We start from the raw sequence: 24,041 nt of genomic DNA on the forward strand, positions 1-24,041 counted from the left end.
CTTAAAAGAGCTCTTTTATGCTTGCCATAGAACTTTTTAATAAAACTTATCAAAATGATATAAACTTGGGGCAGTACTAAATATATTTTGTATCAAAAATAGTAAAGTGTTGTATATTATATGTAAAAAACAAAACTTTAACATAAATTACAGAAAAACTATCAAATAAAATCTTTGAATTTGACCCGTACAGGTTTTTACATAATTAAACTATTTCTACAATAAAAAAAAATTAGGCTATTTGTTTAAAGAGAAAAACAAAAAATTACTTTTTGTGTCATTTATATACTTATTTTTTTGTAATCCATACAAGCGTATAAACAAGCTATCTCTTTTTCAAGTTCTATAAGTTGTATTAAATTATTTGATTTTTTTGGTATTGGTTTGATTTCAATTTTTTTTAGATGCTTTTTAAATGCCACTTCACCAATTGTAAAAACAATCATTGTTTCTATTGCTTCGTGTATCCCTTTTCTTTCTTTGTATGGATGAAAAACAGTAATGTTTATTTTTTTTGAAGTAGTGTTAAAGTCTTCTAATTTTATATAAATGTCGCTTATTTTTACTTTATATTCTGAGAAAATATAATAGTCGTCTTGCTTCTTTTTGTATGGTTCTTTGTTGATTATTGGTTTTATAAATACTATAGCTTTTAGTTGATTAAGCATAGGCATTGTTTCTTCTAATGCTATTAATTTTGTAAATAGTTTTTTATATCCAAAGGCTGTTAGGTATAATTTCAATCCCGCTTTTTCATTTACAATTATGTAGCCAATTCTTTTGGAAACGTAGTTGAGGTTTCTTTCTAGGTGTTGTATAACTTCTTCTGTCTTTATACCTAAGACCATTGCATTATAGATGTTTGCTTCGTTATCTTTTATCCAGTTCCAGAAATTTTGGATGGTTTTTATTTGTCTATTGTTTAATATCTTGTTCATGATTTTACTAGTTATGATTTAAAAGCTTATGATTTTGTTTTGTTTTTTTATCCTAATTCATTTCCTTTTGTCTAAACTTTCACCTTGGAAACTAATTAGATTGAACATGTTTCTCATTCTAGAACGCAAACGGTTTCCGTAATGTTTTTCAATTTCTGAAGCGGAAAGGTTTGTGGTAAGATGGGTAATTGAATTGTTTTCTATGAAGTTTTCATAGCGACTTATTAGAATTTCTGCCATTACATTACAATCGTTGCCAAAGTGTTTGATTTGTTGTTCCGCTCCTAAATCGTCGAAACAAAAGCCTGATAATCTGATTTGATTTATGGCTTTGATGGTGTATGGTTGTAATGCTTCATAGCCTTGTTTTGCAAACTCATAGGATATTTCTCTACATGTTTTTATTTTGTATTCGTATTTTTGATACATGAAGGGTTTTATCAAATGCATTATTGAAGTTTTACCGCAACCAATAGGTCCTGAAAGCAAAATGCCTTTATTGACATCTAGTCCTAGTTTTAAAGCATTGTTTTTGTCTCTAATAGCATAGATTAGAAGTTTTAAGATTACTGGTTTATCTTCTTCTTGGATTTTGAACGTTTGACCATAGGTTTTTTTTCCATAGTATTCTAAATAATTATAACATTGTTGTACATCATATATTTTACAGTTTTTGATAATTGTAAATGTATTTTCTATTTTAAAGTGGCTCTCCATAATTTTTGTAAGTTGAAGTTTGTAAATGTTGTGGTTGCGGTTTATTTGTTTTTGAGCTATTTTGTGTTGCTTGTTTACTGAATGTTTGACTATTTAAAATCCAATTTCGTATGGCTGCTTTCCAATCTTTCATTTTTGTTTTGCCACCTACTAGCCAGCCATTACTTTCAAAATGGTTATAAAATTTTTCTGCTTCGATTTCTGGAGTATTTTTTTCTTTGAAATATGCAATGACTTCATTTTTTTTTGGAGGAATTGTTTGCTCTATATTTTTATTCTGTTCTGTATCTTCTTTATTTTTTATTTCTTTTCTTTTATTTTTTTGTTTTTTTTGAAATTGCTCGTTTGTAATGTTTATACTGTTTGTATTGTTTATATAAGGTAGATGTTTAGCACTTGTTTGATGCTTGTTTACTGCTTGTTCATTAACTTGTTCGTTAACTAGATTAAATTCTAATTGGGTTATTGATTTATTTTTGATTTTTTTTAAATCTTTTTTTGGAATTGGCTTAGTGTAAAAATCAAGACTTAGTACATTGAGTGTTGAACCTTTAAACGGGTTGAAGGAAGGATTATATTCAATGTATTTTCTTTCTTCTAATTCTTTAATGCATTTGTGATAGGTTGCTGTTGATGCAATTTTGCTTATTCTCATTAATTCATCTCTTGAAATAGAAATTGGATTTTGGAAGCGGTTTTGATTCCATAACTGAAAAATGGCCATGTATAGACTTATGTGTGTTGGGTTGAGGTCGAAATCTGTACTTACTTTTTCAAAAAATCCTGTTAGGTGTTTGATGTAATTCATTTTGTGAATGATTTGTTATTCTTATTTTAGTTTCTCGATGCTATTTTTATAAATAATATATTGGTTTTTGACTTTTAAAAATCACTCGAAATGGTGGTTTAATTGTGTTTTTCTTTGCTGTTATTGGTTTAGCATTTTTTCAATGTCTTCGTGTTTGTAGTAAATAAGCCCCCCAATGCGTTTGTAGTTTAGTGTACCGTTTATTCGCAAGTTTTGTAAAGTACCTGGGGAAATTTTTAACAGTTTTCTTACCTCAACAGATTTAAGCCACTGTGTTGGTTTTTCTACTTGGTTAGTGTTGTTTCTAATTTCATTTAGTAGTGCGTTCCCGAAATTTAACAAATCCTTTTTTGTTACTACTTGATGGTTTAATAGTTCGATGTTTTCGATTTCTGGAAAGAGTTTTTTAGCCTGCAAATTCATTTTTCAGTAGTTTATGATTAGTACTTAGTAAATAATCAAAAGGAGTAACAAATAGTATTGTTTTGAATTTTACACTCTTTTGATTTGTTTTATTATGATACAAATCAACTTCATTTAATGCATTTTTATTCCCAAGTAGTATCCAAGTTGGGAACGATTTTTATGTAGGTTGTAAAGAAGTGCAGGATTATAATGAATTACAGAGTAATTCATAAAAAAGTAGTAACGTATAAATAATTATTGGGGGCAAAAAAAAGTTATAAATGAACAATTTCCAACTTGGGCAAGAGTTGGGAATTACTTTTCTTCTTCATTTATTTTATGATTCAGCGTGTCTGATAGCTGCTTTAGAAATTTTGTTCTGTTTATTTTCCTTGATTTAATATCTAGATAACTACGATATATTGTGTCTTCAATTTCAACATTAAACATTTTACTGAAGTATGCAGCTATTTCTTTAATATCGGAGTTGCCATTGTTAAATGACTTTGAATGATGCAATGAATATACCAATTCTACTAAGTCAACTTTTGAACCAGACCATCTTAAAACAGAATAATTGTTAACATGATTTATGGGGCAGATTTTTTCTAATTCTTCAATTCTGTCTTCTAGATATGTTGTTAGCGTATCATATGCAATCATTGTTGCGATTAAGTGATCATGACTGGTTGACAGTTTTGAATCATAGTTAATATAACTACAATCATCATGCAAAATATTTTTGTTTTTAGATCTTACAAAGTAATGCTGGTCTTTGTGCGAAGCTCTAGCTCTATAATATTCAAAAAAACGTTTGTTGTTTTTTGAATGTTTGTGAATCTTATTTAAAGATTTCTCATAGTGCTTGATTTTATTCTTTCTTGAAGCTGGTAAGCTACTTTCTATACTTAAAATCTCTTTGTAGTAAATTAATTTAGAAACGATACTAGGTTTCAATATTTTAAAAAAATGTATTTCTTCTTCTTGAGTATTAAACTTATGTTTTCTTAACCATGAAAATAATTTTTGTAATTTTTCTTCAATGAAGATTATTAACGCATGGCATTTTTTTATAATATTAGTGTTTTTAGATTTAACAATCTCGAATTCTTTATCGAAGACTGAAAAAAAAATATTTGAATAGTTATCCATAATAACAGACTTAAAATGAAACATAAAAACTTAAAATGTACTAAACGACTTCAAATAAAACTAAAACTAACAGATTTTATTGTTAAAATCTTTTTAATATTTTATTAAATTTTACATGAATATTTCGTGTTTTTGTTTGATTTGTTACTGTTTTTCTATTTTTTCTATTATTAGGTTGTGTTTTTTTCTATTTAGTTACTGTTTGCATATTTATTATACTATAGTTGATTTTTTTAGTTTTTTATAGAAGTTTGCTGTTACAATATCATTTCTTAATTGATTCTAATTACATTTTTGGGATTTCTTTTAATGAAAGATGTAATTGTTTTCATCAGGTATGTACTGCTTTGATAACGAGTAACAAGTTCTTTCCATTGGAGGGTTTCTTTCACTTCTATATCTAACCCAATGTAACCCATGCCATAAAAGTGACCTTTTTCTACCCAGACACAACTTATTTCGTCATTAGTTCTCCCTTTGTCTAGAATAGCATATGTATCTTTATTCTGTTCTAAATAGTCTATAGCTTTCTCTATTTTTTGATTGTGTTCCTCTACTTTAGGTTGTTTTTTTTCAATTTTTATTTCAAATTCATGTGGGATTATTTTTTGTCCGAAGTTGCAGAATCTTGTGTCTATTTCAAATTTTCTGCAAAGCTCATTTAGTACATTTACTCCTTCATGAAACGTTCCAAAGGTTTCAATTGTTGCTTGTCCTTTGTTTAGTTTTGCAATAGCTAGGTATTTGTAGCCATTTCTTGCTTCATAGTCGAATAGTCCAAATTTCGGTTCATATTTTTTTATGGCTCTGTTGTATAATGGCCATAATTTTTTTATTTCTATCCCTTCTAGTAATAGTGCCATGAATTCAGTTGCACAGACTTCGAATGAAATACCATAAATGTCTCGTAAAAAATTTTGCCTTTGTGGTGTTATCTTGTTTCCAGTGAAATGAGCAGCTACTCTTTTTTTTAGGTTAATTGCTTTACCTACATAGATTACTTCTTTTACTTGATTGTAAAAATAATAGACTCCGGGTTTGTTTGGTAAATCATCAAAATCTTTCTTAGGAAGATTTGGAGGTAATCTTTGGTCTTGTGCTGTGTGCTTGACCATTTTTTCTATTTCCTTCTCTTGATCCCATTCTATTAATTTAGAAAATAGTATAGCTGTAGCATTTGCATCGCCGCCAGCTCGGTGTTGGTTTACTAATTCAATGTCTAAAGACTTACACAATTTACCTAAACTGTAAGATTGCATTCCTGGTCTAATTTTTCTTGCTGCCCGAACCGTGCACAATTTTGTTGCTTTCCATTTGAAACCTGACTCTTCTAACTGGTGTTTTACGAAAGAATAATCAAAATTGACATTGTGTGCTACAAAAATACGGTCGTTGAGTAATTTGAATACAATCTCAGCAATTTCCTCAAATATAGGTGCGTTACTTACCATTTCATTATTGATGCCTGTTAGTGCAATAATAGAAAGTGGTATTTCTTTCTCGGGATTAACAAGTGATTCCCATCTATTAAGTATTTCATAACCATTATGAATGATTATTGCAATTTCAGTGATACGACTGTGCGTTGCATTACCACCTGTTGTTTCAATGTCGACTATTGCGTATTCTTGTTTTTTCATTGTTCTGTTTTCATTTTTTGTCTTGGTAAATTTATTTCATGTTCTTGAGGATATGGAGCTCTGTGGGTAACACTAACATCTTCTTTTAAAAGCTTTTGGGTTTGGTATTGTCTATCAGCATTGTTTGCATATCGGGGGTCTGGAATGAATGGCAATTTTGCCATTTTTGTAATTGTTATAGTAGGGAAGTGGAAATCAACCTCTACAGTGCCTAGTAATAAATAACAACCACCACCAAGAAAGGGATAATTGACTACATTTTTTGGAAAATGAGTTGTATCAAAATACTCTCCATTAGAATCTATCCAAGTACCAAAATACATTAAGCCTACCTTAGTGGGTACTTGTTTTGTAGATACTAGATAAGCTATTAATTTCACTTCTTTCTTTACCCAATGTACCAAATCTTTAGCACCTATTTTATTTTTGTAGGTGGTTTGTAATAAGTCAAAAGGAGAACAAGAAACAGGAAAACCGATGATTTCAATTTCATCAAAGGCATCTTCAAATAGCGACCTGTCTATTACAGGTAACGTGTATTCTTTAGCTGGTTCTTCTACTAACAAGAGGTCATTTCTTTCTGAATTGTAATTTACTAAAATCATTCTTGCTTGCACTATTAATTGACTTTTGGTTTGGTTCGTAAATCGGAATGCTCCAATAAATAGAAGTGTTTGTAAACTTTCTAAGCCTATAGGAATTCTTTTTATAAAGTCTTCTAAAGATTTGTATTTTCCTCTGTTTTCTCTTTCCTCAACAATTTTTATAATTAAATCTCCATTTAAACTTTTCAATAGTGATAAACCTAAGTATACTTCTTTTCCGAAAACTACTGTTTCATATCTACTTTTGTTGATGCAAGGATTGTGAATTTTAGCTCCTGACATTTTAGCTTCGTGTATATAAATTTCGGTACGGTAAAAACCACCTCCATTATTGATAGCTGCTACCATAAATTCTATTCCAAAATACACTTTTAAATACAAACTTTGATAACTCTCTACAGCATAAGAAGCCGAATGCGCTTTGCAAAATGAATAGCCTGCGAAAGATTCGATTTGTCTATATACCTCTTCACTGAGTTGGGGAGGATGCCCTTTCTTTTGACAAGAGATAAAGAACTGCTCTTTTACGGCTAATAACTCTTTTAACGACCTACTTTTTCCGCTTATGGCTCTTCGAAGAATATCACCATAAGACGCTTCTAAACCTGCATAATGTAGCGCAATCTTAATTACGTCTTCTTGGTATACCATTACTCCATAGGTTTCTCCTAATTGTTCTTTAAACACTTCGTGAAAATATTCAAACTTATCAGGATAATTGTGTCGGAAGATGTATTCACGCATCATGCCACTTTGAGCTACACCTGGGCGAATAATACTTGAAGCTGCAACGAGTATTTTGTAATTATTACATTTTAATCTTCTTAATAATCCTCGCATAGCAGGACTTTCAATGTAAAAGCAACCTAGGGTTGTACCTAGACTTAAAAACTCATTGCATTTCTCATCCTTTTTAAAGAGATTTACATTCGTAATATCTACTTTTATTCCTCTATTTCTTTCTATTATCTTAACAGCTTCATCAATTGTGCCTAAACCTCTTTGACTTAAAATATCAAACTTTTCAAAACCGATGTCTTCCGCTACATGCATATCAAATTGTACGATAGGAAATCCCTTTGGAGGCAATTCAAGTGCAGTATAATTAGTTATAGGTTCTTCCGAAATAATAATTCCGCAAGAATGCATACTTCTTTGATTGGGATATTTTTCTAGCATTTTTCCATACATTTCAACATACTTGACGATTGAATTGTTTTCGATAGGTTTTCCTTTAGATTTTGCTAATACATCTAATTCTTCTTTTGCTAATCCAAAAACCTTTCCTACTTCTCGATATATAGAACGGTATTTGAATTCTACATTTGTTCCACAAAATGCTACATGATTAGGGTCAAATCTTTTGAAGATGTAGTCTAAAATAGCATCTCTTTCTCTCCAAGACCAATCAATATCAAAATCTGGAGGACTTTTCCTGTTTTCATTTAAGAAACGTTCAAAATATAGGTCTAATTCAATAGGACATATGTCGGTAATACCTAGACAATAACTAACGATACTGTTTGCACCGCTACCACGACCTACGTGCATAAATCCTTTGCTTTTACTGTATTGAATAATATCCCATGTAATTAGAAAATACCCGCTAAAATTTAAATCATTAATTACTTTAAGTTCTTTTTGTATTCTTCCTTGCGCTTCTTTATTGTCTTTACCGTATCTCTTTATAAGTCCATCTTTTGCTAAATTTTCTAATAGTAGTCGATCTCCTTCTTTACTTTTTGTATAATATTTTTTATTTCTGGGTGTATTAAATTCAAATTCATAATTACACTGATTAATAATGTTTTGGGTATTTTCTATTATTTGCGGATAATCTTTGAAATTTGACAAAAGTTCCTCTTCACCAGTCAATATTTCAGAAGTGCTACAATACTCGTTTTCATTTAGTTTAGATAAAATTATATTTTGGTCAATTGCTCTAAGAATTTTGTGAAGATTGAATTCTTTTTTTGTACGAAACGTTACAGGTTGCAGTATCACTGATTTTGTAATTTTAGCTTTCCATTCTTCTTTGAATAGTTTTATTATTTCTTCTTTTCTTATACCTAAATACTCAAACTCTCTAAACGTTTTTGGATAGTTGTGTATTGGATAAATCACTTTCACATTCTTAAATTCAGGAGCAAAAAGAGGTAACTCTAATTTGTTTAGATTGTGATGGGTTAAAAATCGACACAACTCACCGATACCTTCTTTGTTGGTTGCTAATCCTATGAAGCGTAATTTATTTTTTTCACTACATTCCATTCCTACAATAGGTTTGATACCTTCTTTTTTGCAGCCTTTCACAAAATCATAGATTCCAGTAACGGTATTAATATCCGTTAAAGCAATCGTTTTAAGATTGTATCTTTTTGCTTCGCTGATTAAATCCGCTAATGGAATAGTTCCATATCTTAAACTGTGATATGAGTGGCAATTTAAAAACATTATGACTTTCTTTTTATGATTGTAGTTGAAGCCTTTGAAACTGCATGAAAGCCATATCTGTTTTTTATTTTATCCAAAGCTTCATAGAGCGATAACATTTCTGAAGTATCTTCAAACATATTTATCTGGTAAGTTCCACGAACTAAATTGGTGAATCGTATTCCAATCAATCTAAGACGCATTCGTCTTGTGTATAATTTTTCGAAAAGTTCAACAGCTACTTTTTTTAAGATATGATCAAAAGAAGTATAGGCTACTTTCATCTGCTTAGTTTCTGTGTCAAAATTGTTATATCTTATTTTGACTACAACTGTTGCTGTTAAAAAACATTCACAACGTAATTGAAACGCTAATTTTTCCACCATACTCGCTATTAATGCTTTGATATGACAAATGTCAATGGTATCTATTTCAAAAGTGTGTTCGGTTGAAATGGATTTGCGTTCGGTGTAAGGTTCTACAGGATTGTTGTCAATACCATTTGCCTTCTTCCAAATTTCAATTCCATTTTTCCCAATCATCCTTTGCAAGACTTCTACTGGCATTTCAGAAAGTGTTTGGATATTACGAACTCCTATTCTTGATAATAGTTGAAAAGTAACCTCACCTAGCATTGGTATTTTTTGAATGGGAAGTGGATTTAAAAAAGGTTTTACATTAGTATCTATTATTTCCAATTTCCCTAAAGGTTTCGCTTCGCCAGTACCAATTTTAGAAACTGTTTTATTTACGGATAAAGCAAAACTAATAGGTAAGCCACATTCTTTTATTACTTTATTAGCAAGCTCAGAAGTCCATTTGTAACAACCAAAAAACTTATCCATCCCAGTTAGATCCATATAAAATTCATCTATACTTGCTTTTTCGATTACAGGTGCTACTTCTTCTAACATAGAAGTTACTTCGTGTGATTTCTTGGAGTATAATTCCATATCGCCTTTAATCACTGAAGCTTGGGGGCATAGTCGTAACGCATGTCTGATAGGCATAGCTGAACGAACTCCAAACTTTCTAGCTTCATAGGAGCATGAAGCTACCACACCTCTGTCTGAACTTCCTCCAATTATTAATGGTAGTCCTTTTAATTTTGGATTCACTAGTCGTTCACAAGAAACAAAGAAAGTATCCAAATCCATATGCACAATAGCTCTTTTCATGTTTTAGATAGGTTAATAAATTATTGTACAAAACTAGGATAATAAATCCCTTAAATTATTATATTTGTAGTGACTTAAAATCACTTTAACATATGTTATATATTTCTGACAATTTAAAATGGTTACGTGCTAGGCAAAATTTATCACAGCAGAAAGCCGCTGAAGGGATGAAATTTGGTTTGGATCAATATAAGAAGTATGAGTACGGGAAGAATACACCACCAGCTGAATCTTTATTGATTATTTCGAGATTTTACCATATCAGTATAGATTTATTATTAACTGTAGATTTAAGTAAGATTGATATTGATAGTTTATTGCAACTGGAAGATAATAGAATACTTTTTCCTATAAAAGTAGATGCCCAAGGAGAAAACCTTGTTGAAATTGTTACCCATAAAGCCAAAGCAGGTTATGCTTCTGGAGGATATGCGGATTATAATTTCATTTCTGAATTGGAACACATTCATTTACCCTGGCTTAATGCAAATGAAAAATATCGAACATTTCCAATTGAAGGAGACTCTATGCCACCTCATAACAGCAAATCTTATGTTATTGGTAAATATGTTGAGAAATTGGGAGACGTAATCGATGGTAAAACTTACGTTATTATTACGACTAATAAGGAAATGGTTTATAAACGTTTGAATAAGAATGGTAAGAATAGTTTTTCTCTACATTCTGATAATACTTTTTATGAACCTTATCCTGTAAAATTCTCTGAGATTGCAGAAATATGGGAATATGTAGGTAGTTTAGAAAGAGAGCAATTTAAACCTGATACTTATAATGTTATGGAACTAAGTTCTGTTATTAGGAAGCTACAGGAAGACGTAAGTGATTTAAAAGAAAAATTGTCTTGATAGTGCTTTTTAATAAAAGTTAGTGAAACTCTTGAAGTATTTCTGTATTTTGAACTCAAGAGTTTCAACTAAGTTATTTAGCAATGATGAATTTTTTATCCTCCTGATTTACTTTTACAGAAGTGAATTTGTTTTTTAAAACTAACATGTCTTCACTAACTTTTTTATCTAAAACTTTTGCATAATGTTGGGTTGTTTTTATATTTTTATGCCCTAACATTTTACTTACACTTTCAATAGGAACTCCATTTGTGAGTGTTACAGTTGTAGCAAAAGTATGACGAGCAATGTGAAACGTCAATTCTTTTGGAATTTCACATACGTCCGCAAGTTCTTTTAAATAGGCATTCATTTTTTGGTTGGATAGGATAGGGAGTAAGCGATTTTCATTTAAGCATTGCGGGTATTTTTCATATTTCTCAATAATTGATTGAGTAACAGGTAGTATTGGGATTTTAGAAGCTGTTTCTGTTTTTTGGCGATGTGTTGAAATCCATTTTTCACCATCGATACCTATGATTATATGTGATTTAGTTAAGTTTAATACGTCAATATAAGCTAGTCCAGTAAAGCAACTAAACAAAAACATATCTCTTACTAAATCCAATCTTTTTATTTTGAATTCTTTGTTTAGCAAAGTTTCTATTTCTTCCTGGTCTAAATATACTCTTTCAACTTCTCTAACTTTTCCTTTGTAATTTAGGAATGGGTCTTTTTCAATCCAGCCATTAAAATAGCATTGTTTGATTATCTTCCCAAAGTTCCTAATGTATTTTATAGTTGAATTGTTGTTGCAGTTCTTGGTGTTTCTCAGATAGAAATCAAAGTCATTTATAAAGGCAATATCAACTTGCTTTATGGATATATCATTAATTGAATAGTAGTTCTTTAAAAATTCTTTGGTATGACTTAATGTCGTTTCATATTTTTTATAGGTATTAATTGAAAATTCTTTACCGACTAATTCGTTCATTTTTTTGTTGTGGTCTTCAAAAATTACAATTAGTTTTCTTGTTTTTTCTTCAATGCCTAAAAGTTTGTTTTTAAAAGTTTGTGCATTGATTTCTAGATTATTATTAATCATCCATTTTTCTGTTTCATAAGCTTTATTTCTTAGAATATCTAGATGACTATTTATTAATCGGGTTTCTTCAGAATTACCTTTCATTTTACCAGCTCCTGTATTCCATTTTGCTTTTTCTACGAATCTTGAAATACTTAGTTCTATTCTTGTTCCATTTATGGTTATTCTTTGGTAAATGGGTAATAAGCCGTTTTTGGCTGCTTTAGAACTTTTCACGTAGAAAAGGATTGACATTTTGTGTTTCATTTTGTGGTGACTTATAATAGTTATCAAATTAGTTTTTTATTCTTCTATAGTCAAGATGTTTATCTTTTGAACAGCTTGCTATCATTGGGCTAGCTTAAAATTCGGTTACCCAAGATTTGAATTTTTTAGGGTAACCGATTATAGCACCAGTCTTTTGAGATTTTATGAATAATTTGAATACTATGAAAAACAAAAAAGCCTTTAAATCATATGATTTAAAGGCTTTTAGCTTAAAATGAATTTTAAAATGTGGAGTCGGAGAGAATCGAACTCTCGTCCAAACAAGCAATCGAAGAGCTTTCTACACGCTTAGTTTTTGCTTAAATTTTCGACAAAAAGCAAGGCCAAAAACAGCCACTCTTTGCTTAGCTTTACAATTGTCAGAAAGGATTTAAAGCTTTACCTTTCCTAGGTTTACTTTTACGGTTCACCTTAATCAAACTCCATAAACCAAGGATTTCGAGGTGAATCTAGCTTTCCAACCTGGTTGGAACTAGGCAAATCGTACTAAACTTCGGATTAAGCAGCTAAAGCGTAATTATTTTCGCCGTTTAAAGTTCGTATAGCAGATATTTACGAGCCTACCATACTTGGCTCGACGTGCTTACTAATCAATTCCACTCGCTGTCAAAACCAGTCGACCCCATTAAGAGTGTGTAATAATTAGGTTTTAGGTACTAAAATACAAAATTTGTAACAAATTCATTACATCAGCTTCTAAAACTGTGCCAAAAATACATCCTTTTTTTCGATAAAAAAAATCTTGTTTTTAGAAATCTATAAAGTTATATTTGTAACAATATCAACCTAAACCAAATATAAAACTAACAAATGAAATTCGGAATTATTAAAGAACGCAAAAATCCACCCGATAGAAGGGTTGTTTTTTCACCTAATGAATTGTTAAATTTTAAACATAAATATGCTGATGCTGAGATAGTTGTTGAATCTTCTGATATTAGAATTTTTAATGACGAACAGTACAGAGAAAAGGGGTTTGTAGTAACTGAAAATATGGAAGATTGTGATGTCTTGTTTGGTGTAAAAGAAGTTCCTATTGATGCTTTGATTCCAAATAAAAAATATTTTTTCTTTTCTCATACCATAAAAAAACAGCCCTATAATAGAAAGTTATTAAAAGCAGTTCTAGAAAAAAACATTGAATTGTTTGATCATGAAACCATTGTTGATGAAAATAATGCAAGATTAATTGGGTTTGGTCGCTATGCAGGTATTGTTGGAGCATATAATGGTATTAGAGCATTTGGGCTAAAATATGAACTTTTTAATTTAGCTAAAGCAGAAACTTTACCAGATCAAAAAGCATTAATTGAACGATTAAAAAGAAATCAATTACCTAATATTAAAATTGTTTTAACAGGTAGTGGAAAAGTGGCACACGGTGCTAAAGAAATGCTAGATGCGATGAAAATTAAGCAAGTAACTCCAGAAAATTACTTGTCTAAAACCTATACAGAACCTGTCTATACTTTAATTGATGTTCTAGATTATAATAAAAGAAAAGATGGACAAACTTTAGGAAAGTATGATTTTTATAATAATCCTGCTGATTATGAATCAGATTTTGAAAGGTTTGCAAACGAATCTGATTTGTTTATTGCTGGTCACTTTTATGGAAATGGTGCTCCTATTATTTTATCTAAAGAAATGTTGCGTTCATCCAAATGTAAATTAAAAGTAGTGGCAGATGTGTCTTGTGATATTGATGGACCAATTGCGTGCACACTAAAAGCGAGTACAATAGCAGATCCTATTTTTGCCTATTTGCCAAGTGAACATAAAGAAGTTGCACTAACACATCCTGCTGCAATTTGGGTTATGTCTGTGGATAATTTACCTTGCGAATTGCCAAAAGACGCTAGTGAAGGTTTTGGAGATATGTTTTTAAAGCATGTGATTCCTGCTTTTTTTAACGATGATACAGAAGGAGTTCTGAAAAGAGCCAAAATAACTGAAAATGGTAAATTAACCCCTCGTTTTGCCTATTTACAAGATTATGTAGATGGGAAAGAATAACACATATAAATAAAAGAATACATGAAAAGAGGTTATCTAGAATTAGATAGCCTCTTTTTTTGTTTTCAAAATGTAAATGTGACCAAATTGTGATTTTTTTGTGAACACTCTGTGATATGATAGTATTTGTTTTACAACATCAAACAAACAAATAAACTTTTATGGAAAGTTGCTGCAGCTATTTCTATAAATAATGTGTAATCTAAATTTATCATTATGGAAACAGAATCGAGTATTCATGGTCTTTACCAAAACAATCAATTTTTTCCTTCCTTACCAAACTATCAATTTCAGAAAAAAGAACTTGAAAACCTTTCTTTAAAAGATCAATTGTTATTTCAACAATTTGGAAGTGAAACTAGGCTAAAAACACCTTTTGAGAGCACTTTAAAAGCATTTGAATATTGGGTTAAAATAATGCCAAATGCAACATCAGCAGAACATCTAAACGAAAAAATAAGTTATAAACAATTAGATGAAAAAGCAACAGTTTTGGCTTTACTTTTAAAACAAAAAGGAGTAAAATCTGGAGATCTAATAGGCTTATATATTAGTCGTTCCATTCCAATGCTTATTGGAATTATTGCTACATTAAAATTGGGTGCAATTTATGTTCCTCAAGATGTGAGAATTGTTCCAGAAAGCATGTTGCAAAAAATTAGTGAAATATGTAACTTAAAAGTCATTTTATCTCTCTCTGAATATAGTGAAAAAGTGAATTGTATAAAAACGGATGAATCCTGCATTTATATAGACAAGGAGCTTGAAAATCCTATTTATATTAACTTATATGGAAGTATAAAAATGATTCAACCCAAAGAGGATATGGACAGTAAAGTATGCTTTATTCTCTTCACTTCTGGAACAACAGGAGTACCTAACGGAGTTGCGGTTACTCACAAAAATCTTTGTAATATATTGTATAATCCTTCGGGAAATTTAGGCATTCATCCAGGCATAAAGGTAGCTCAAATTTTAAATATTTCTTTTGATATGGCTGCTTGGGAAATTTTAGGTTGCCTTGGAAATGGAGGAACACTTTTAATTCGAGGGAAAGATATTAATGAGACGGTAGAAAAAGCTAATGTTATTATTGCAACACCAACAATTTTGACCACTATTAATATTGAAAAATGCAAAGAAATAAAAACGGTAGCAGTTGCAGGTGAACCTTGTCCTTTAATTTTAGCCAATACTTGGTCTAAAAAATGTGATTTCTATAATTGTTGTGGTCCTACAGAGACAACTATTGTAAACACAATGCAAAAATGCTTACCAAATAGTAAAGAATTGGCTATTGGAAAACCAACACCTAATAATACTGTTTACATTTTAGATGAAAATATGAATCCTTGTCCAATTGGTGCAATTGGGATTATGTGGGCTGGTGGGGATTGTGTCACAAAAGGCTATATTAATAATGAAGAATTAAACAACAAAAGATATGCTTATGATCCATTTATTAATGATGGAAGAAAAATGTTCAATACAGGAGATTTAGGAAAATGGAATGAACAAGGAGAACTAGTACATTATGGTAGAGTAGATGATCAAGTAAAAATTAAAGGATTTAGAGTAGAATTAGATGCTGTATCAAAAGTAATAGAGAATCATCCAGAAATTAAAAGAGCTGCCACACTGAAACATAAATCTAACCTAGTTTCCTTTTTTGAAACTAATTCACAATCTTTTGTAGATATTGAAATACTAAAAAAGGCAATAGTAGATAATTTGCCTTACTACTATTTGCCAAATGATTTTATACTTCTTGATGAACTTCCTAAAACCGCTAGAGGTAAGATTGATAAAAGAAAATTAATTGAATTTATAGGAGAATAGCATGGAGAATATCGTTTTAGAACCACAAAAGAATTGGCTATATCGATTGGGAAAACATCAAAGATTAAAACCCTATAATCGTTTGTTTATTTTGATTCTGTGTATTAATTTATTTGTTTTCTTTAAAGCTTTTTCAAGCTGGAATTGGTTCACAAATCAAGGATTTGAATTGACAAAATTGTCGAATGTTATCTTAAGCAATTTTGCATTAGCTATTTTAATTAGACAACAATATATTATTAATATTCTGTTTAAAATGGCAACAAGTATTCCTAAAAATTGGCCATTAAGTATTCGAAGGGTTTGTGCCAAAGTATATCATTTTGGAGGATTGCATAGCTCAGGAGCAACTATGGGTACATTTTGGTATTCTATTTTCGTTGGAGGATTAATTTATCATTATGCTAATGATTTAGAAGGAACAAATCTCTTTCTAATGGTTCTTACTTCTATAATTTTAATTCTTTTAGTAGTTATAATTTTAATGGCATTGCCCATAGTTCGTGCAAAATATCATAATAGTTTTGAAGTGACTCATAGAATTGGAGGTTGGTCTGTATTGATTTTGTTTTGGATTCAAATGCTAACATTTATTAGGCTACAAAATCAGTTGAATGAATTGTTTTTATCGTTTAATTTTTGGTTGTTAGTTCTTGTCACTTTTAGTGTGGTTCTACCTTGGCTTCGATTGAAAAAAGTAGCCATTGAAATAGTAACACCTTCTAATCATGTTGCATTAACTTCCTTTAATTATGGGGTAACTCCTTTTGCGGGTTCTTCTACAGCATTGAGCAGAAATCCTTTGTTAGAATGGCATTCTTTTGCTAATGTTCCTTCTCCTGGCAAAGATGGTTTTAGGTTAACCATTTCAAGAGCAGGAGATTGGACAGGTAAATTTATTACTGAAAAACCAGACAAAATTTGGGTTAAAGGTATTCCTACAGCTGGTGTGGGAAATGTTGACAAACTTTTTAGAAAAGTAATTTGGGTTGCAACAGGAAGTGGAATTGGTCCTTGTATTCCTCATTTACTTCTCAATGAAACACCTTCGCTTTTAATTTGGGCAACAAAAACTCCCGAAAAGACATATGGAACAGAGCTATTAAACGAAATTAACAAAGTGCAACCCAATGCTCTCATTTGGAATACCGATGAACATGGTAAGCCAGATTTGGTAAAATTAGCCTATAAGGCCTATAAAGATTTTGGTGCAGAAGCAGTAATCTGCATTTCTAATCAGAGTTTAACTAAAAGGGTGGTCTATGAAATGGAAAGCCGAGGAATTCCAGCTTATGGAGCCATTTGGGATTCTTAAATTATCTAAACAAATATCAAAATGAATATACAATTTAAAAAAGAGGGTAGGGTTTTGATTGCTCAACTCAACCGACCAAAAATAAATGCCCTGAATTCTGAGACAATGTATGAACTCATTCATGGTTTACAAAAATATGATGACGATGATGCTATTGGCTGTTTTATAATTAGGGGTAATGACAATCTTTTTTGTGCGGGAGCCGACATTGTTGAAATGGCATCAAAAAGTTATGACGATATGGTGCAAGAAGATTATTTCTCCTATTGGGAATTATTTCCAAAATTAAAAACACCCAAGATTGCTGCTGTTTCTGGTTTTGCTTTAGGTGGTGGTTGTGAGTTGGCAATGATGTGCGATATTATATATGCTTCAAATACAGCAGTTTTTGGACAACCAGAAATAAAATTAGGAGTAATTCCTGGGATTGGAGGCACACAAAGGCTAACTAGATTAGTGGGTAAGTCCAAAGCCATGGAAATAATACTAACAGGTAGAAATATCACTGCATTTGAAGCCGAAAAAATAGGATTAGTTTCGGCTGTTTTTGATGAAAAAGATTTTTGGCATTTGGCTTTAGAAAATGCTAAGACTATTGCTAATTATTCAAAACAGGCTTTAGTTCTTGCTAGAGAATCAGTAAATCAAGCTTGGGAAATGAATTTGCATGATGGTGTTATTTATGAAAGAAAGGCTTTCCACAAATTATTTAAAACAAAAGATCAAAAAGAAGGAATGCATGCTTTTTTAGAAAAAAGAAACCCACAATTTAATTAAACCCACAAATAAACAAATAAATAAATATGAAAAACGTAGTAATAATAGTATCAATGTTAATTTCTTCATTATTATTTTCTCAGGAAGAAATGAAAAAAGAAAACAAAAAAATGTCTTTTGTTATCATGCCTATACATAACAGTGTTGCAGGGTATAATAATGTTTTTTTAGGCTCAATGGAACTTAAGGAGAATTTGAATTTAACTTTTTATAGTATTTTTTGGAACAACCCTAATTTCGGAAATCTAGAAACAGGAAGCGATCTTTTCTTAGAAACGGGTATTGGCTTAGGCTTTACAGCAGCAAAAGGAAAATGGTATATTAATCCGACTTTAGGTTTTGGACATGGTAAATTTTTGTCTGGTGGAACAGAGACAAGATTGGCAGAAGGGGTAATTCCTAGTGTGTTTACTGTTTTTAATTCGGGGAAGTTTGAACTGGAAGCATATATTGCTTATTATAAAAACATTAGAGACGAAGGGAATTCTAGAGATTTGTTGTTAAATTGGGTGATTCCTGGATTTAAAATAACTAAAAACTTTTCTATGGGTGCTTTTTATGAACAATTTACACAGCTTAGAACTGAGGATAATTTGAATGAAAAAGCAATTTATCAATTTACTGGTGGCTATGTTAAAGTGAGCTTAAACAATGGTGTTTGGTTCCGTTTAGCGGCAGGCCCGAATTTAGCAACAAGTTTAGGAACAGGTAGCGAATTCTATAAGGTGCAAGCTTTTATTCCTTTATAGTAGTAAAGTTGTTAAACAATAATTTTTTAAAGCCAATGCATTGCATTGGTTTTTTATTTTATAAAAATGAACAATTTACTATGAGTTTGTGATTTAAAGAGTTTGAATTGAAATTATTTCATTAATGAGACGTTTTCATTACTCTTGATGAAAAAATATTAGATTATGATTTAAAAAGTGCATTAATTACAGTTTTAAGTAATTTTGAGTTATATATTAAACCCAAATTACGCATTAGACTTTGTTATGAGAGAAATAGATGCAAAATAGTTGCGAAGTACGGAAGTTTTGACCCACAAATATAGCATTAGCTACATAGAGGACGTAAAATTGAGTAGTGAAGCAAATAGAAAGCAGCTATTTTTCGTAATAGAATTCAAATGCTTAATTTGGGTTAAAGCAATACGGTAAAACATGAAAAAAATTTTAATGATAGAAGACGATGCGACGATTGTTGAACTCGCTGAAATACATTTGAAAGACAATCATTTCTTAGTTACAAAAGCACATAAGGGGTATAAAGGCTTAGCATTTTTAGAACAAAATGAATATGACTTAATTATACTAGACGTAATGTTGCCCGATATTAATGGAATTGAAATTTGCAAGAAAATTAGAGCGGATAGAAACTACACACCAATTTTAATGTTAACAGCTTTAAGTGAAGAAATAGATAAAATTATTGGTCTAGAAATTGGTGCCGATGACTATTTAACCAAACCTTTTAGTGTTAGAGAATTTGTGGCTCGCGTTAAAGCACTCATTAGAAGAAGTGAAATGAACATTGGCAAACAAGAAGTATTATATGAAATATTGCAATGTCAAGGCTTGTATCTTGATTCTCAAAGCAGGAAGGTGATATTGGATAATAAAACAATAGAGTTGACTCCAAAAGAGTTTGATTTGTTGTATTTGTTTATGAGTAATCCAGGAAGAACTTATTCTAGAGAAAATTTGTTGAACATGGTTTGGGGATATGATTTTTCGGGATATGAACACACAGTAAATTCACATATTAATCGATTGAGAACAAAAATTGAAAAAGATTTAGCAAATCCAAAATATATCTTAACCACTTGGGGAGTTGGTTATCGATTTACAGACGAAAAAAATAGTTATGTTTAAAAAAAATAACAGCTTATTTTGGAAGACTTCTACGCTTTTTTTTATTCTTCTAACTATCGTTGGATGCATTTATATTTATATAAGCTTTGATTATTCGAATAAATATTTAGATGAAGTGAACCAAAGACTCAATCACGATACAGCAAAAAATATCGTTGAGAATTCGACACCTTTCTATGATGGGAAAGTAATTAAGCCCGCATTGGAAGAAATGTTCCATCACGTTAGGGCAATAAATCCTAGTTTGGAGGTCTATTTAATTAACCCTAAAGGAAAGATAATAGCTTGGTATCCTCCAGAAAGAGAAATTTCATTAAAGTATATTGATATTAAACCTATAATTGAATTTATAAATGATAAAGAAAATAAGTGTATAAAAGGAGACGATCCATTACAGCCAAATGCTAAAAAAGTATTTTCAGCGTCTCCGTTATATATGAACAATATGCTATATGCTTACATATATGTTGTGCTAACTGGCGAAAAATATAAAGTAGCATCAGACTCTCTTTTTACTAGCTATATGTTTAAAATTAGTGCAAGGACAATGATTATTACGCTTCTGACTACTTTTCTAATTGGGCTAATAATAATTAGGGTGATAACTAAAAATTACACTAAAATATTGTCTGTAATGCAAAAATTTCGACAAGGTGATTTGCAAGCCAGAGTGGAGTTTACTTCTAGAGGCGAGGAAAAACAATTAGGAGAAATGTTTAATGAAATGGCAGATATTCTAACTACAAATATAGATAAACTTAGAGAAGTAGAAACATTAAGAAAAGAACTTGTAGCCAATGTGTCTCACGATTTGCGAACACCAATTGCAATTATAAAAGGCTATATTGAAACACTGCAAATTAAAGAAGAAACATTAACTATTAATGAAAGAAGATGCTATATTAATACTGTGAAAGAGAGTATTGAAAAATTAGAAAAATTAATCTCGGAATTGTTCGAACTGTCCAAGTTAGAAGCCAATCAGGTGAAAGCTAAAAAAGAACCTTTCATTGTTAGCGAATTGATTAGTGATATTATTAGTAAATATAGACTTCTCGCCAAGAATAGAAACATTAACATAGCTGTAGAATTATCTAAAGATTTGCCAGCTGTTTATGCAGATATAGCTTTAATTGAAAGGGTAATGCAAAATTTAATAGATAACGCAATGAAGTTTACTCCAAATGGAGGTGAAATAATAATTAAAACTTTGAAAAATAATGAATACAATGCAAAAATTATTGTTGCCGATACAGGTATTGGTATTGCAGAAACAGATAAAGAGAAAATTTTTAAAAGATATTATAAAACTAATAATGAAAAGGACTTTAAAGAAGGTACTGGTTTAGGATTGGCCATAGTGAAAAAAATTCTCGATTTGCACAATTCTTCATTAGAATTGTGCAGTGCAGAAAATCAAGGATGTGTTTTTGAATTTAAATTGTGCTTCTATGACTTTAATAAAAGAAATTGATGTTTTAAAAAAATGAGTTATATTGGTCACAATTAATAATAAACTAAAGAAATGAAAGAAAGTTTAAAATATTTTGCAAAACTATCTTCTACAGCTGCTTTTAGTTGGTTGAAGATAAATGTTCTAGGGGCAATTTCAACAATTGTTGTTTTTATTTTAGCTTTAATTTTTATAGGCAAAGACATAGATGCAGGTCATTCTGGACATGTAAGTGCTATTCCTTTTGTTGGGTTAATGTTTGTAGCGAAACCTTTATCAAGTATTTTGTTAGTATTAATTATAATATCATCTGGGTTTATTTTTGTACTCGGAAATAAATATATTATTGGAAAGTTGATTCATAAAATTTTAAAAGATAAATCTGAAGGTCATATTGAACCATTTATTGACAAAATTCTTTCTAAATTACAAGAAAAGCAACCCGATTTAATTCGAAAAGGAGCAGATGCAGCTATGATTAAATTAAAATTGATGAATCAGGTGAAAACGGAATCGGATAATAAATGGATGAAACGTATTATTACTTTCGGATTACAAAAAATCAGCCTTGATGATATTGATTTTTCTAGTGATACTATTTCTTTTTCAGAAATTATAAAAGAGAAATTAGTTACTGCTTTATATGATATTTCCGAACCTAGTAGAAATTCTATTTTAATTGTTATTGGTTTGCAATGGTTCTTTTTATTGGTAATATTTTTTTCTCCGATTTAATATTTTATAAACCTGACAGGTTTATAAAGGGTTAAGTGTTGGCGCATCTAATATCAGTTATGTTTTGATTTTATAGTTGTTGAAAAACGATTCTTAGATATAAAAGTGTAATTGGGATATTGAGTAATAAAATGAAAACGCATTTTAGTTGAAACCCATACATTGTTTTATAGACAATTAGATTGAAAACTAAATTGATGAATACAATACTATTGAAAAACAAGGCAGTTATAACGTAATAGAACCCAATAATGATTAGTGTTTCGCTTTTTGTAATACAAAACAACACAAAAAGTAAAGTCCCAATACTAAAGGAAAGAAACGCTAAAAGTTTTGCTAAGTTTCCGTCGGATAATATTTTCTCTTTGTAATCTTCCATAATTAATGATTATTAATAACAATATGCGCATATAAAAATGCAATGGGAATGTTAGATAAGAGAAGTAATATTCTAATAATAAGATCTTCCTTGTTCGTTTGTTTTGATACTTGATATAGCAAATGACAAAAAGTAATCGAATTTATTAAAATTATTATTTTCATGTAGATATAACCAAAAATTACTATTGGAAAATAATTTGGAATTATAAAATGCGCTAGAAATAAGAGTGTGTTTATTCCCATAGTGAAAATTGTCAACTTTGTAGAAAAGGGTAAATGTTTGAATTGATAATTAGTGTCCATGAAAATGATTTTTAATTTGATAGGTAAGATAAATGAGACTTCCATATAAAGCAGAAAAGAGCATTGCCTCAAATGAAAGAAGTGTTAGAAAAGCATCTATAAATAGTTGAAACGGATTGGTAATGATATTCCAACTATTGAAACGAAGAAAACGCCCTAAATAGATTCCGAAACCACTTAAAAGGCAGATTATAGGAATGGAATAGGTAATAATTGTTTTAGAATAGAAAAGTGAGAAACAATTTTTGAATTCTTTTAAGGAAAGTAATCCAAATAAAAAACCAAGACTAGCAAATGAAAAAAGCAAAACCAAATCGAACCAAAAGAGTTCAGGATTTCCTTTTTTTAGATGTACAAAATCGGTTAAAATATAAAACGAATTAGGTAGAAATAATAACCAAACAATAAAGAGTAGTGCTCTCGATTTTATGTTTTCTAAAAGTTGAATTTTTTGTTTAGCAAACATGAACATCAAATAGGGAATAGCAGCTAAAAATAAATTCCAAACAAGAAAGAAATAGAATGTTGACTGTGTTATTTTTGCTCTAAAAAGTAATAATAATCCACAATAGATAGACAAAAATAGTAGTAAACCGTTTGTTTTCTTATTCGATAAATATGCATTAAGGATAATTTTCATAAATGTAAAAAATTAATTGTGAGCGGTCATATAATGTATCGCTTTTATTTATAAGTGTTTTTAATTTGTTCGAAGTAAACTTGAAGTTAAGAGCAATTTTATAGTTATAGTATATTAAAAGTTTGTTTAATTTCAGATACTGGCAAGCTTAGCATTTTTTGAAAGTCTAAATCATAAAAACGATGTGCTTTTTGCCCTCTTTTATATTGTTTGTAAAAGTTCTTGTACTCCGATTGGTAAAAAAATATACCTGTTGTGATTACCAATAATAAGAAGAGGCTTTTTTTTCCATTGCCTAAAAGATAGAACTGCAAATAGATTTCGTCTTTAACCGTTGTGCCAATATTAGTAAGCACATGCATAACATCATGTTCTTCAAGGCTTTCTTGAATTTCAAATTGATTAATATTAAAGAAATATCCTAATTGATAGCCAAGCGTGTGTGTCGGGTTTTCTAATAATGATGGGATTGTTATTTCCCAAGGTTTATTATTTTTAAAAAAATATTGATAAGGAATTTTTGCTACTGTATATAAGTAGGCTATTATTCGTTCTTTAATTGTTGTTTTCATAGTACTTTGTTTTTCAAAGTTTATAGGTAAAAAAAGGGTTTTC

Annotated in this window: 20 protein-coding genes and 1 other RNA gene; 9 read left to right on the forward strand and 12 right to left on the reverse strand. The window is 30.2% G+C overall.

Annotation, left to right across the window (positions count from 1 at the left end):
* Window positions 1–281: 281 nt before the first annotated feature.
* From ACZ49Z_RS15440 to dinB, 8 genes are all read right to left on the reverse strand, one after another.
* Window positions 282–938 (reverse strand): hypothetical protein, encoded by a 657-nt coding sequence (locus ACZ49Z_RS15440; RefSeq protein WP_464305194.1) that lies wholly within the window; start codon window positions 936–938, stop codon window positions 282–284.
* A 57-nt stretch (window positions 939–995) separates the two neighbouring features.
* Window positions 996–1,655 carry an ATPase gene (locus ACZ49Z_RS15445; RefSeq protein WP_464305195.1) on the reverse strand — a complete coding sequence of 220 codons (660 nt, stop codon included), beginning with the start codon at window positions 1,653–1,655 and terminating at the stop codon, window positions 996–998.
* The gene (locus ACZ49Z_RS15450) at window positions 1,639–2,463 is read right to left on the reverse strand and encodes a transcriptional regulator (protein WP_464305196.1); all 825 of its coding nucleotides are present in this window, start codon (window positions 2,461–2,463) and stop codon (window positions 1,639–1,641) included. The genes ACZ49Z_RS15445 and ACZ49Z_RS15450 overlap by 17 nt, the downstream gene beginning before the upstream one ends.
* 120 nt (window positions 2,464–2,583) lie before the next feature.
* Entirely contained in the window at window positions 2,584–2,886 is a 303-nt protein-coding gene (locus ACZ49Z_RS15455; protein WP_464305197.1) for a helix-turn-helix domain-containing protein, read from the reverse strand.
* Window positions 2,887–3,183: 297 nt separating this feature from the next.
* A complete protein-coding gene (locus tag ACZ49Z_RS15460; RefSeq protein ID WP_464305198.1) occupies window positions 3,184–4,020 on the reverse strand; it encodes an RteC domain-containing protein in 837 nt (278 codons plus the stop codon).
* A 272-nt stretch (window positions 4,021–4,292) separates the two neighbouring features.
* Window positions 4,293–5,660, reverse strand: coding sequence for an exonuclease domain-containing protein (locus ACZ49Z_RS15465; RefSeq protein ID WP_464305199.1), 1,368 nt, complete (start codon window positions 5,658–5,660; stop codon window positions 4,293–4,295).
* Window positions 5,657–8,719, reverse strand: a complete 3,063-nt coding sequence (locus tag ACZ49Z_RS15470) for a DNA polymerase III subunit alpha (RefSeq protein WP_464305200.1) — start codon at window positions 8,717–8,719, stop codon at window positions 5,657–5,659. The genes ACZ49Z_RS15465 and ACZ49Z_RS15470 overlap by 4 nt, the downstream gene beginning before the upstream one ends.
* Window positions 8,719–9,876 carry a DNA polymerase IV gene (gene dinB / locus ACZ49Z_RS15475; RefSeq protein ID WP_464305201.1) on the reverse strand — a complete coding sequence of 386 codons (1,158 nt, stop codon included), beginning with the start codon at window positions 9,874–9,876 and terminating at the stop codon, window positions 8,719–8,721. Before dinB ends, ACZ49Z_RS15470 begins: the two co-directional genes overlap by 1 nt.
* A 92-nt stretch (window positions 9,877–9,968) precedes the next feature.
* On the opposite strand from dinB, the gene ACZ49Z_RS15480 reads away from it, so the two are divergent.
* Window positions 9,969–10,742, forward strand: a complete 774-nt coding sequence (locus tag ACZ49Z_RS15480; protein WP_464305202.1) for an XRE family transcriptional regulator — start codon at window positions 9,969–9,971, stop codon at window positions 10,740–10,742.
* A gap of 73 nt (window positions 10,743–10,815) precedes the next feature.
* Here ACZ49Z_RS15480 and ACZ49Z_RS15485 read toward each other — a convergent pair whose 3' ends face one another.
* Window positions 10,816–12,072, reverse strand: a complete 1,257-nt coding sequence (locus tag ACZ49Z_RS15485; protein ID WP_464305203.1) for a site-specific integrase — start codon at window positions 12,070–12,072, stop codon at window positions 10,816–10,818.
* A gap of 247 nt (window positions 12,073–12,319) precedes the next feature.
* Window positions 12,320–12,717, reverse strand: a transfer-messenger RNA (tmRNA) gene (gene ssrA, locus ACZ49Z_RS15490).
* Between the two features lie 186 nt (window positions 12,718–12,903).
* Here ssrA and ACZ49Z_RS15495 point away from each other — a divergent pair.
* From ACZ49Z_RS15495 to ACZ49Z_RS15530, 8 genes are all read left to right on the forward strand, one after another.
* Complete coding sequence (locus ACZ49Z_RS15495) at window positions 12,904–14,109, forward strand: NAD(P)-dependent oxidoreductase (RefSeq protein WP_464305204.1); 1,206 nt, start codon at window positions 12,904–12,906, stop codon at window positions 14,107–14,109.
* 216 nt (window positions 14,110–14,325) lie between these two features.
* Window positions 14,326–15,948: an AMP-binding protein gene (locus ACZ49Z_RS15500; protein ID WP_464305205.1), complete on the forward strand. Its 1,623-nt coding sequence runs from the start codon at window positions 14,326–14,328 to the stop codon at window positions 15,946–15,948.
* 1 nt (window position 15,949) lies between these two features.
* Window positions 15,950–17,263 carry a ferredoxin reductase domain-containing protein gene (locus ACZ49Z_RS15505; RefSeq protein WP_464305206.1) on the forward strand — a complete coding sequence of 438 codons (1,314 nt, stop codon included), beginning with the start codon at window positions 15,950–15,952 and terminating at the stop codon, window positions 17,261–17,263.
* Window positions 17,264–17,284: 21 nt separating this feature from the next.
* Window positions 17,285–18,040: an enoyl-CoA hydratase-related protein gene (locus ACZ49Z_RS15510; RefSeq protein WP_464305207.1), complete on the forward strand. Its 756-nt coding sequence runs from the start codon at window positions 17,285–17,287 to the stop codon at window positions 18,038–18,040.
* A gap of 26 nt (window positions 18,041–18,066) precedes the next feature.
* Complete coding sequence (locus ACZ49Z_RS15515) at window positions 18,067–18,789, forward strand: DUF6733 family protein (RefSeq protein ID WP_464305208.1); 723 nt, start codon at window positions 18,067–18,069, stop codon at window positions 18,787–18,789.
* 414 nt (window positions 18,790–19,203) lie between these two features.
* Window positions 19,204–19,914 (forward strand): response regulator transcription factor, encoded by a 711-nt coding sequence (locus tag ACZ49Z_RS15520; RefSeq protein ID WP_464305209.1) that lies wholly within the window; start codon window positions 19,204–19,206, stop codon window positions 19,912–19,914.
* The gene (locus tag ACZ49Z_RS15525; protein ID WP_464305210.1) at window positions 19,907–21,388 is read left to right on the forward strand and encodes a sensor histidine kinase; all 1,482 of its coding nucleotides are present in this window, start codon (window positions 19,907–19,909) and stop codon (window positions 21,386–21,388) included. Before ACZ49Z_RS15520 ends, ACZ49Z_RS15525 begins: the two co-directional genes overlap by 8 nt.
* Window positions 21,389–21,439: 51 nt before the next feature.
* The gene (locus ACZ49Z_RS15530) at window positions 21,440–22,102 is read left to right on the forward strand and encodes a hypothetical protein (protein WP_464305211.1); all 663 of its coding nucleotides are present in this window, start codon (window positions 21,440–21,442) and stop codon (window positions 22,100–22,102) included.
* 673 nt (window positions 22,103–22,775) lie between these two features.
* Here ACZ49Z_RS15530 and ACZ49Z_RS15535 read toward each other — a convergent pair.
* Together ACZ49Z_RS15535 and ACZ49Z_RS15540 are read right to left on the reverse strand one after the other, a co-directional pair.
* Complete coding sequence (locus ACZ49Z_RS15535) at window positions 22,776–23,426, reverse strand: DUF1361 domain-containing protein (protein ID WP_464305212.1); 651 nt, start codon at window positions 23,424–23,426, stop codon at window positions 22,776–22,778.
* Between the two features lie 104 nt (window positions 23,427–23,530).
* On the reverse strand, window positions 23,531–23,998 hold the full coding sequence (locus ACZ49Z_RS15540; protein WP_464305213.1) for a Coq4 family protein: 468 nt from the start codon (window positions 23,996–23,998) through the stop codon (window positions 23,531–23,533).
* Between the last annotated feature and the right edge of the window lie 43 nt (window positions 23,999–24,041).

This window comes from Flavobacterium sp. KY-23415 (assembly GCF_055384985.1).

What these genes read in the sequence shown, in the direction of transcription:
- ACZ49Z_RS15440 (WP_464305194.1), bottom strand. Translation starts at nt 938, where the DNA reads ATGAACAAGATATTAAACAATAGACAAATAAAAACCATCCAAAATTTC.
- ACZ49Z_RS15445 (WP_464305195.1), bottom strand. Translation starts at nt 1,655, where the DNA reads ATGGAGAGCCACTTTAAAATAGAAAATACATTTACAATTATCAAAAAC.
- ACZ49Z_RS15450 (WP_464305196.1), bottom strand. Translation starts at nt 2,463, where the DNA reads ATGAATTACATCAAACACCTAACAGGATTTTTTGAAAAAGTAAGTACA.
- ACZ49Z_RS15455 (WP_464305197.1), bottom strand. Translation starts at nt 2,886, where the DNA reads ATGAATTTGCAGGCTAAAAAACTCTTTCCAGAAATCGAAAACATCGAA.
- ACZ49Z_RS15460 (WP_464305198.1), bottom strand. Translation starts at nt 4,020, where the DNA reads ATGGATAACTATTCAAATATTTTTTTTTCAGTCTTCGATAAAGAATTC.
- ACZ49Z_RS15465 (WP_464305199.1), bottom strand. Translation starts at nt 5,660, where the DNA reads ATGAAAAAACAAGAATACGCAATAGTCGACATTGAAACAACAGGTGGT.
- ACZ49Z_RS15470 (WP_464305200.1), bottom strand. Translation starts at nt 8,719, where the DNA reads ATGTTTTTAAATTGCCACTCATATCACAGTTTAAGATATGGAACTATT.
- dinB (WP_464305201.1), bottom strand. Translation starts at nt 9,876, where the DNA reads ATGAAAAGAGCTATTGTGCATATGGATTTGGATACTTTCTTTGTTTCT.
- ACZ49Z_RS15480 (WP_464305202.1), top strand. Translation starts at nt 9,969, where the DNA reads ATGTTATATATTTCTGACAATTTAAAATGGTTACGTGCTAGGCAAAAT.
- ACZ49Z_RS15485 (WP_464305203.1), bottom strand. Translation starts at nt 12,072, where the DNA reads ATGAAACACAAAATGTCAATCCTTTTCTACGTGAAAAGTTCTAAAGCA.
- ACZ49Z_RS15495 (WP_464305204.1), top strand. Translation starts at nt 12,904, where the DNA reads ATGAAATTCGGAATTATTAAAGAACGCAAAAATCCACCCGATAGAAGG.
- ACZ49Z_RS15500 (WP_464305205.1), top strand. Translation starts at nt 14,326, where the DNA reads ATGGAAACAGAATCGAGTATTCATGGTCTTTACCAAAACAATCAATTT.
- ACZ49Z_RS15505 (WP_464305206.1), top strand. Translation starts at nt 15,950, where the DNA reads ATGGAGAATATCGTTTTAGAACCACAAAAGAATTGGCTATATCGATTG.
- ACZ49Z_RS15510 (WP_464305207.1), top strand. Translation starts at nt 17,285, where the DNA reads ATGAATATACAATTTAAAAAAGAGGGTAGGGTTTTGATTGCTCAACTC.
- ACZ49Z_RS15515 (WP_464305208.1), top strand. Translation starts at nt 18,067, where the DNA reads ATGAAAAACGTAGTAATAATAGTATCAATGTTAATTTCTTCATTATTA.
- ACZ49Z_RS15520 (WP_464305209.1), top strand. Translation starts at nt 19,204, where the DNA reads ATGAAAAAAATTTTAATGATAGAAGACGATGCGACGATTGTTGAACTC.
- ACZ49Z_RS15525 (WP_464305210.1), top strand. Translation starts at nt 19,907, where the DNA reads ATGTTTAAAAAAAATAACAGCTTATTTTGGAAGACTTCTACGCTTTTT.
- ACZ49Z_RS15530 (WP_464305211.1), top strand. Translation starts at nt 21,440, where the DNA reads ATGAAAGAAAGTTTAAAATATTTTGCAAAACTATCTTCTACAGCTGCT.
- ACZ49Z_RS15535 (WP_464305212.1), bottom strand. Translation starts at nt 23,426, where the DNA reads ATGAAAATTATCCTTAATGCATATTTATCGAATAAGAAAACAAACGGT.
- ACZ49Z_RS15540 (WP_464305213.1), bottom strand. Translation starts at nt 23,998, where the DNA reads ATGAAAACAACAATTAAAGAACGAATAATAGCCTACTTATATACAGTA.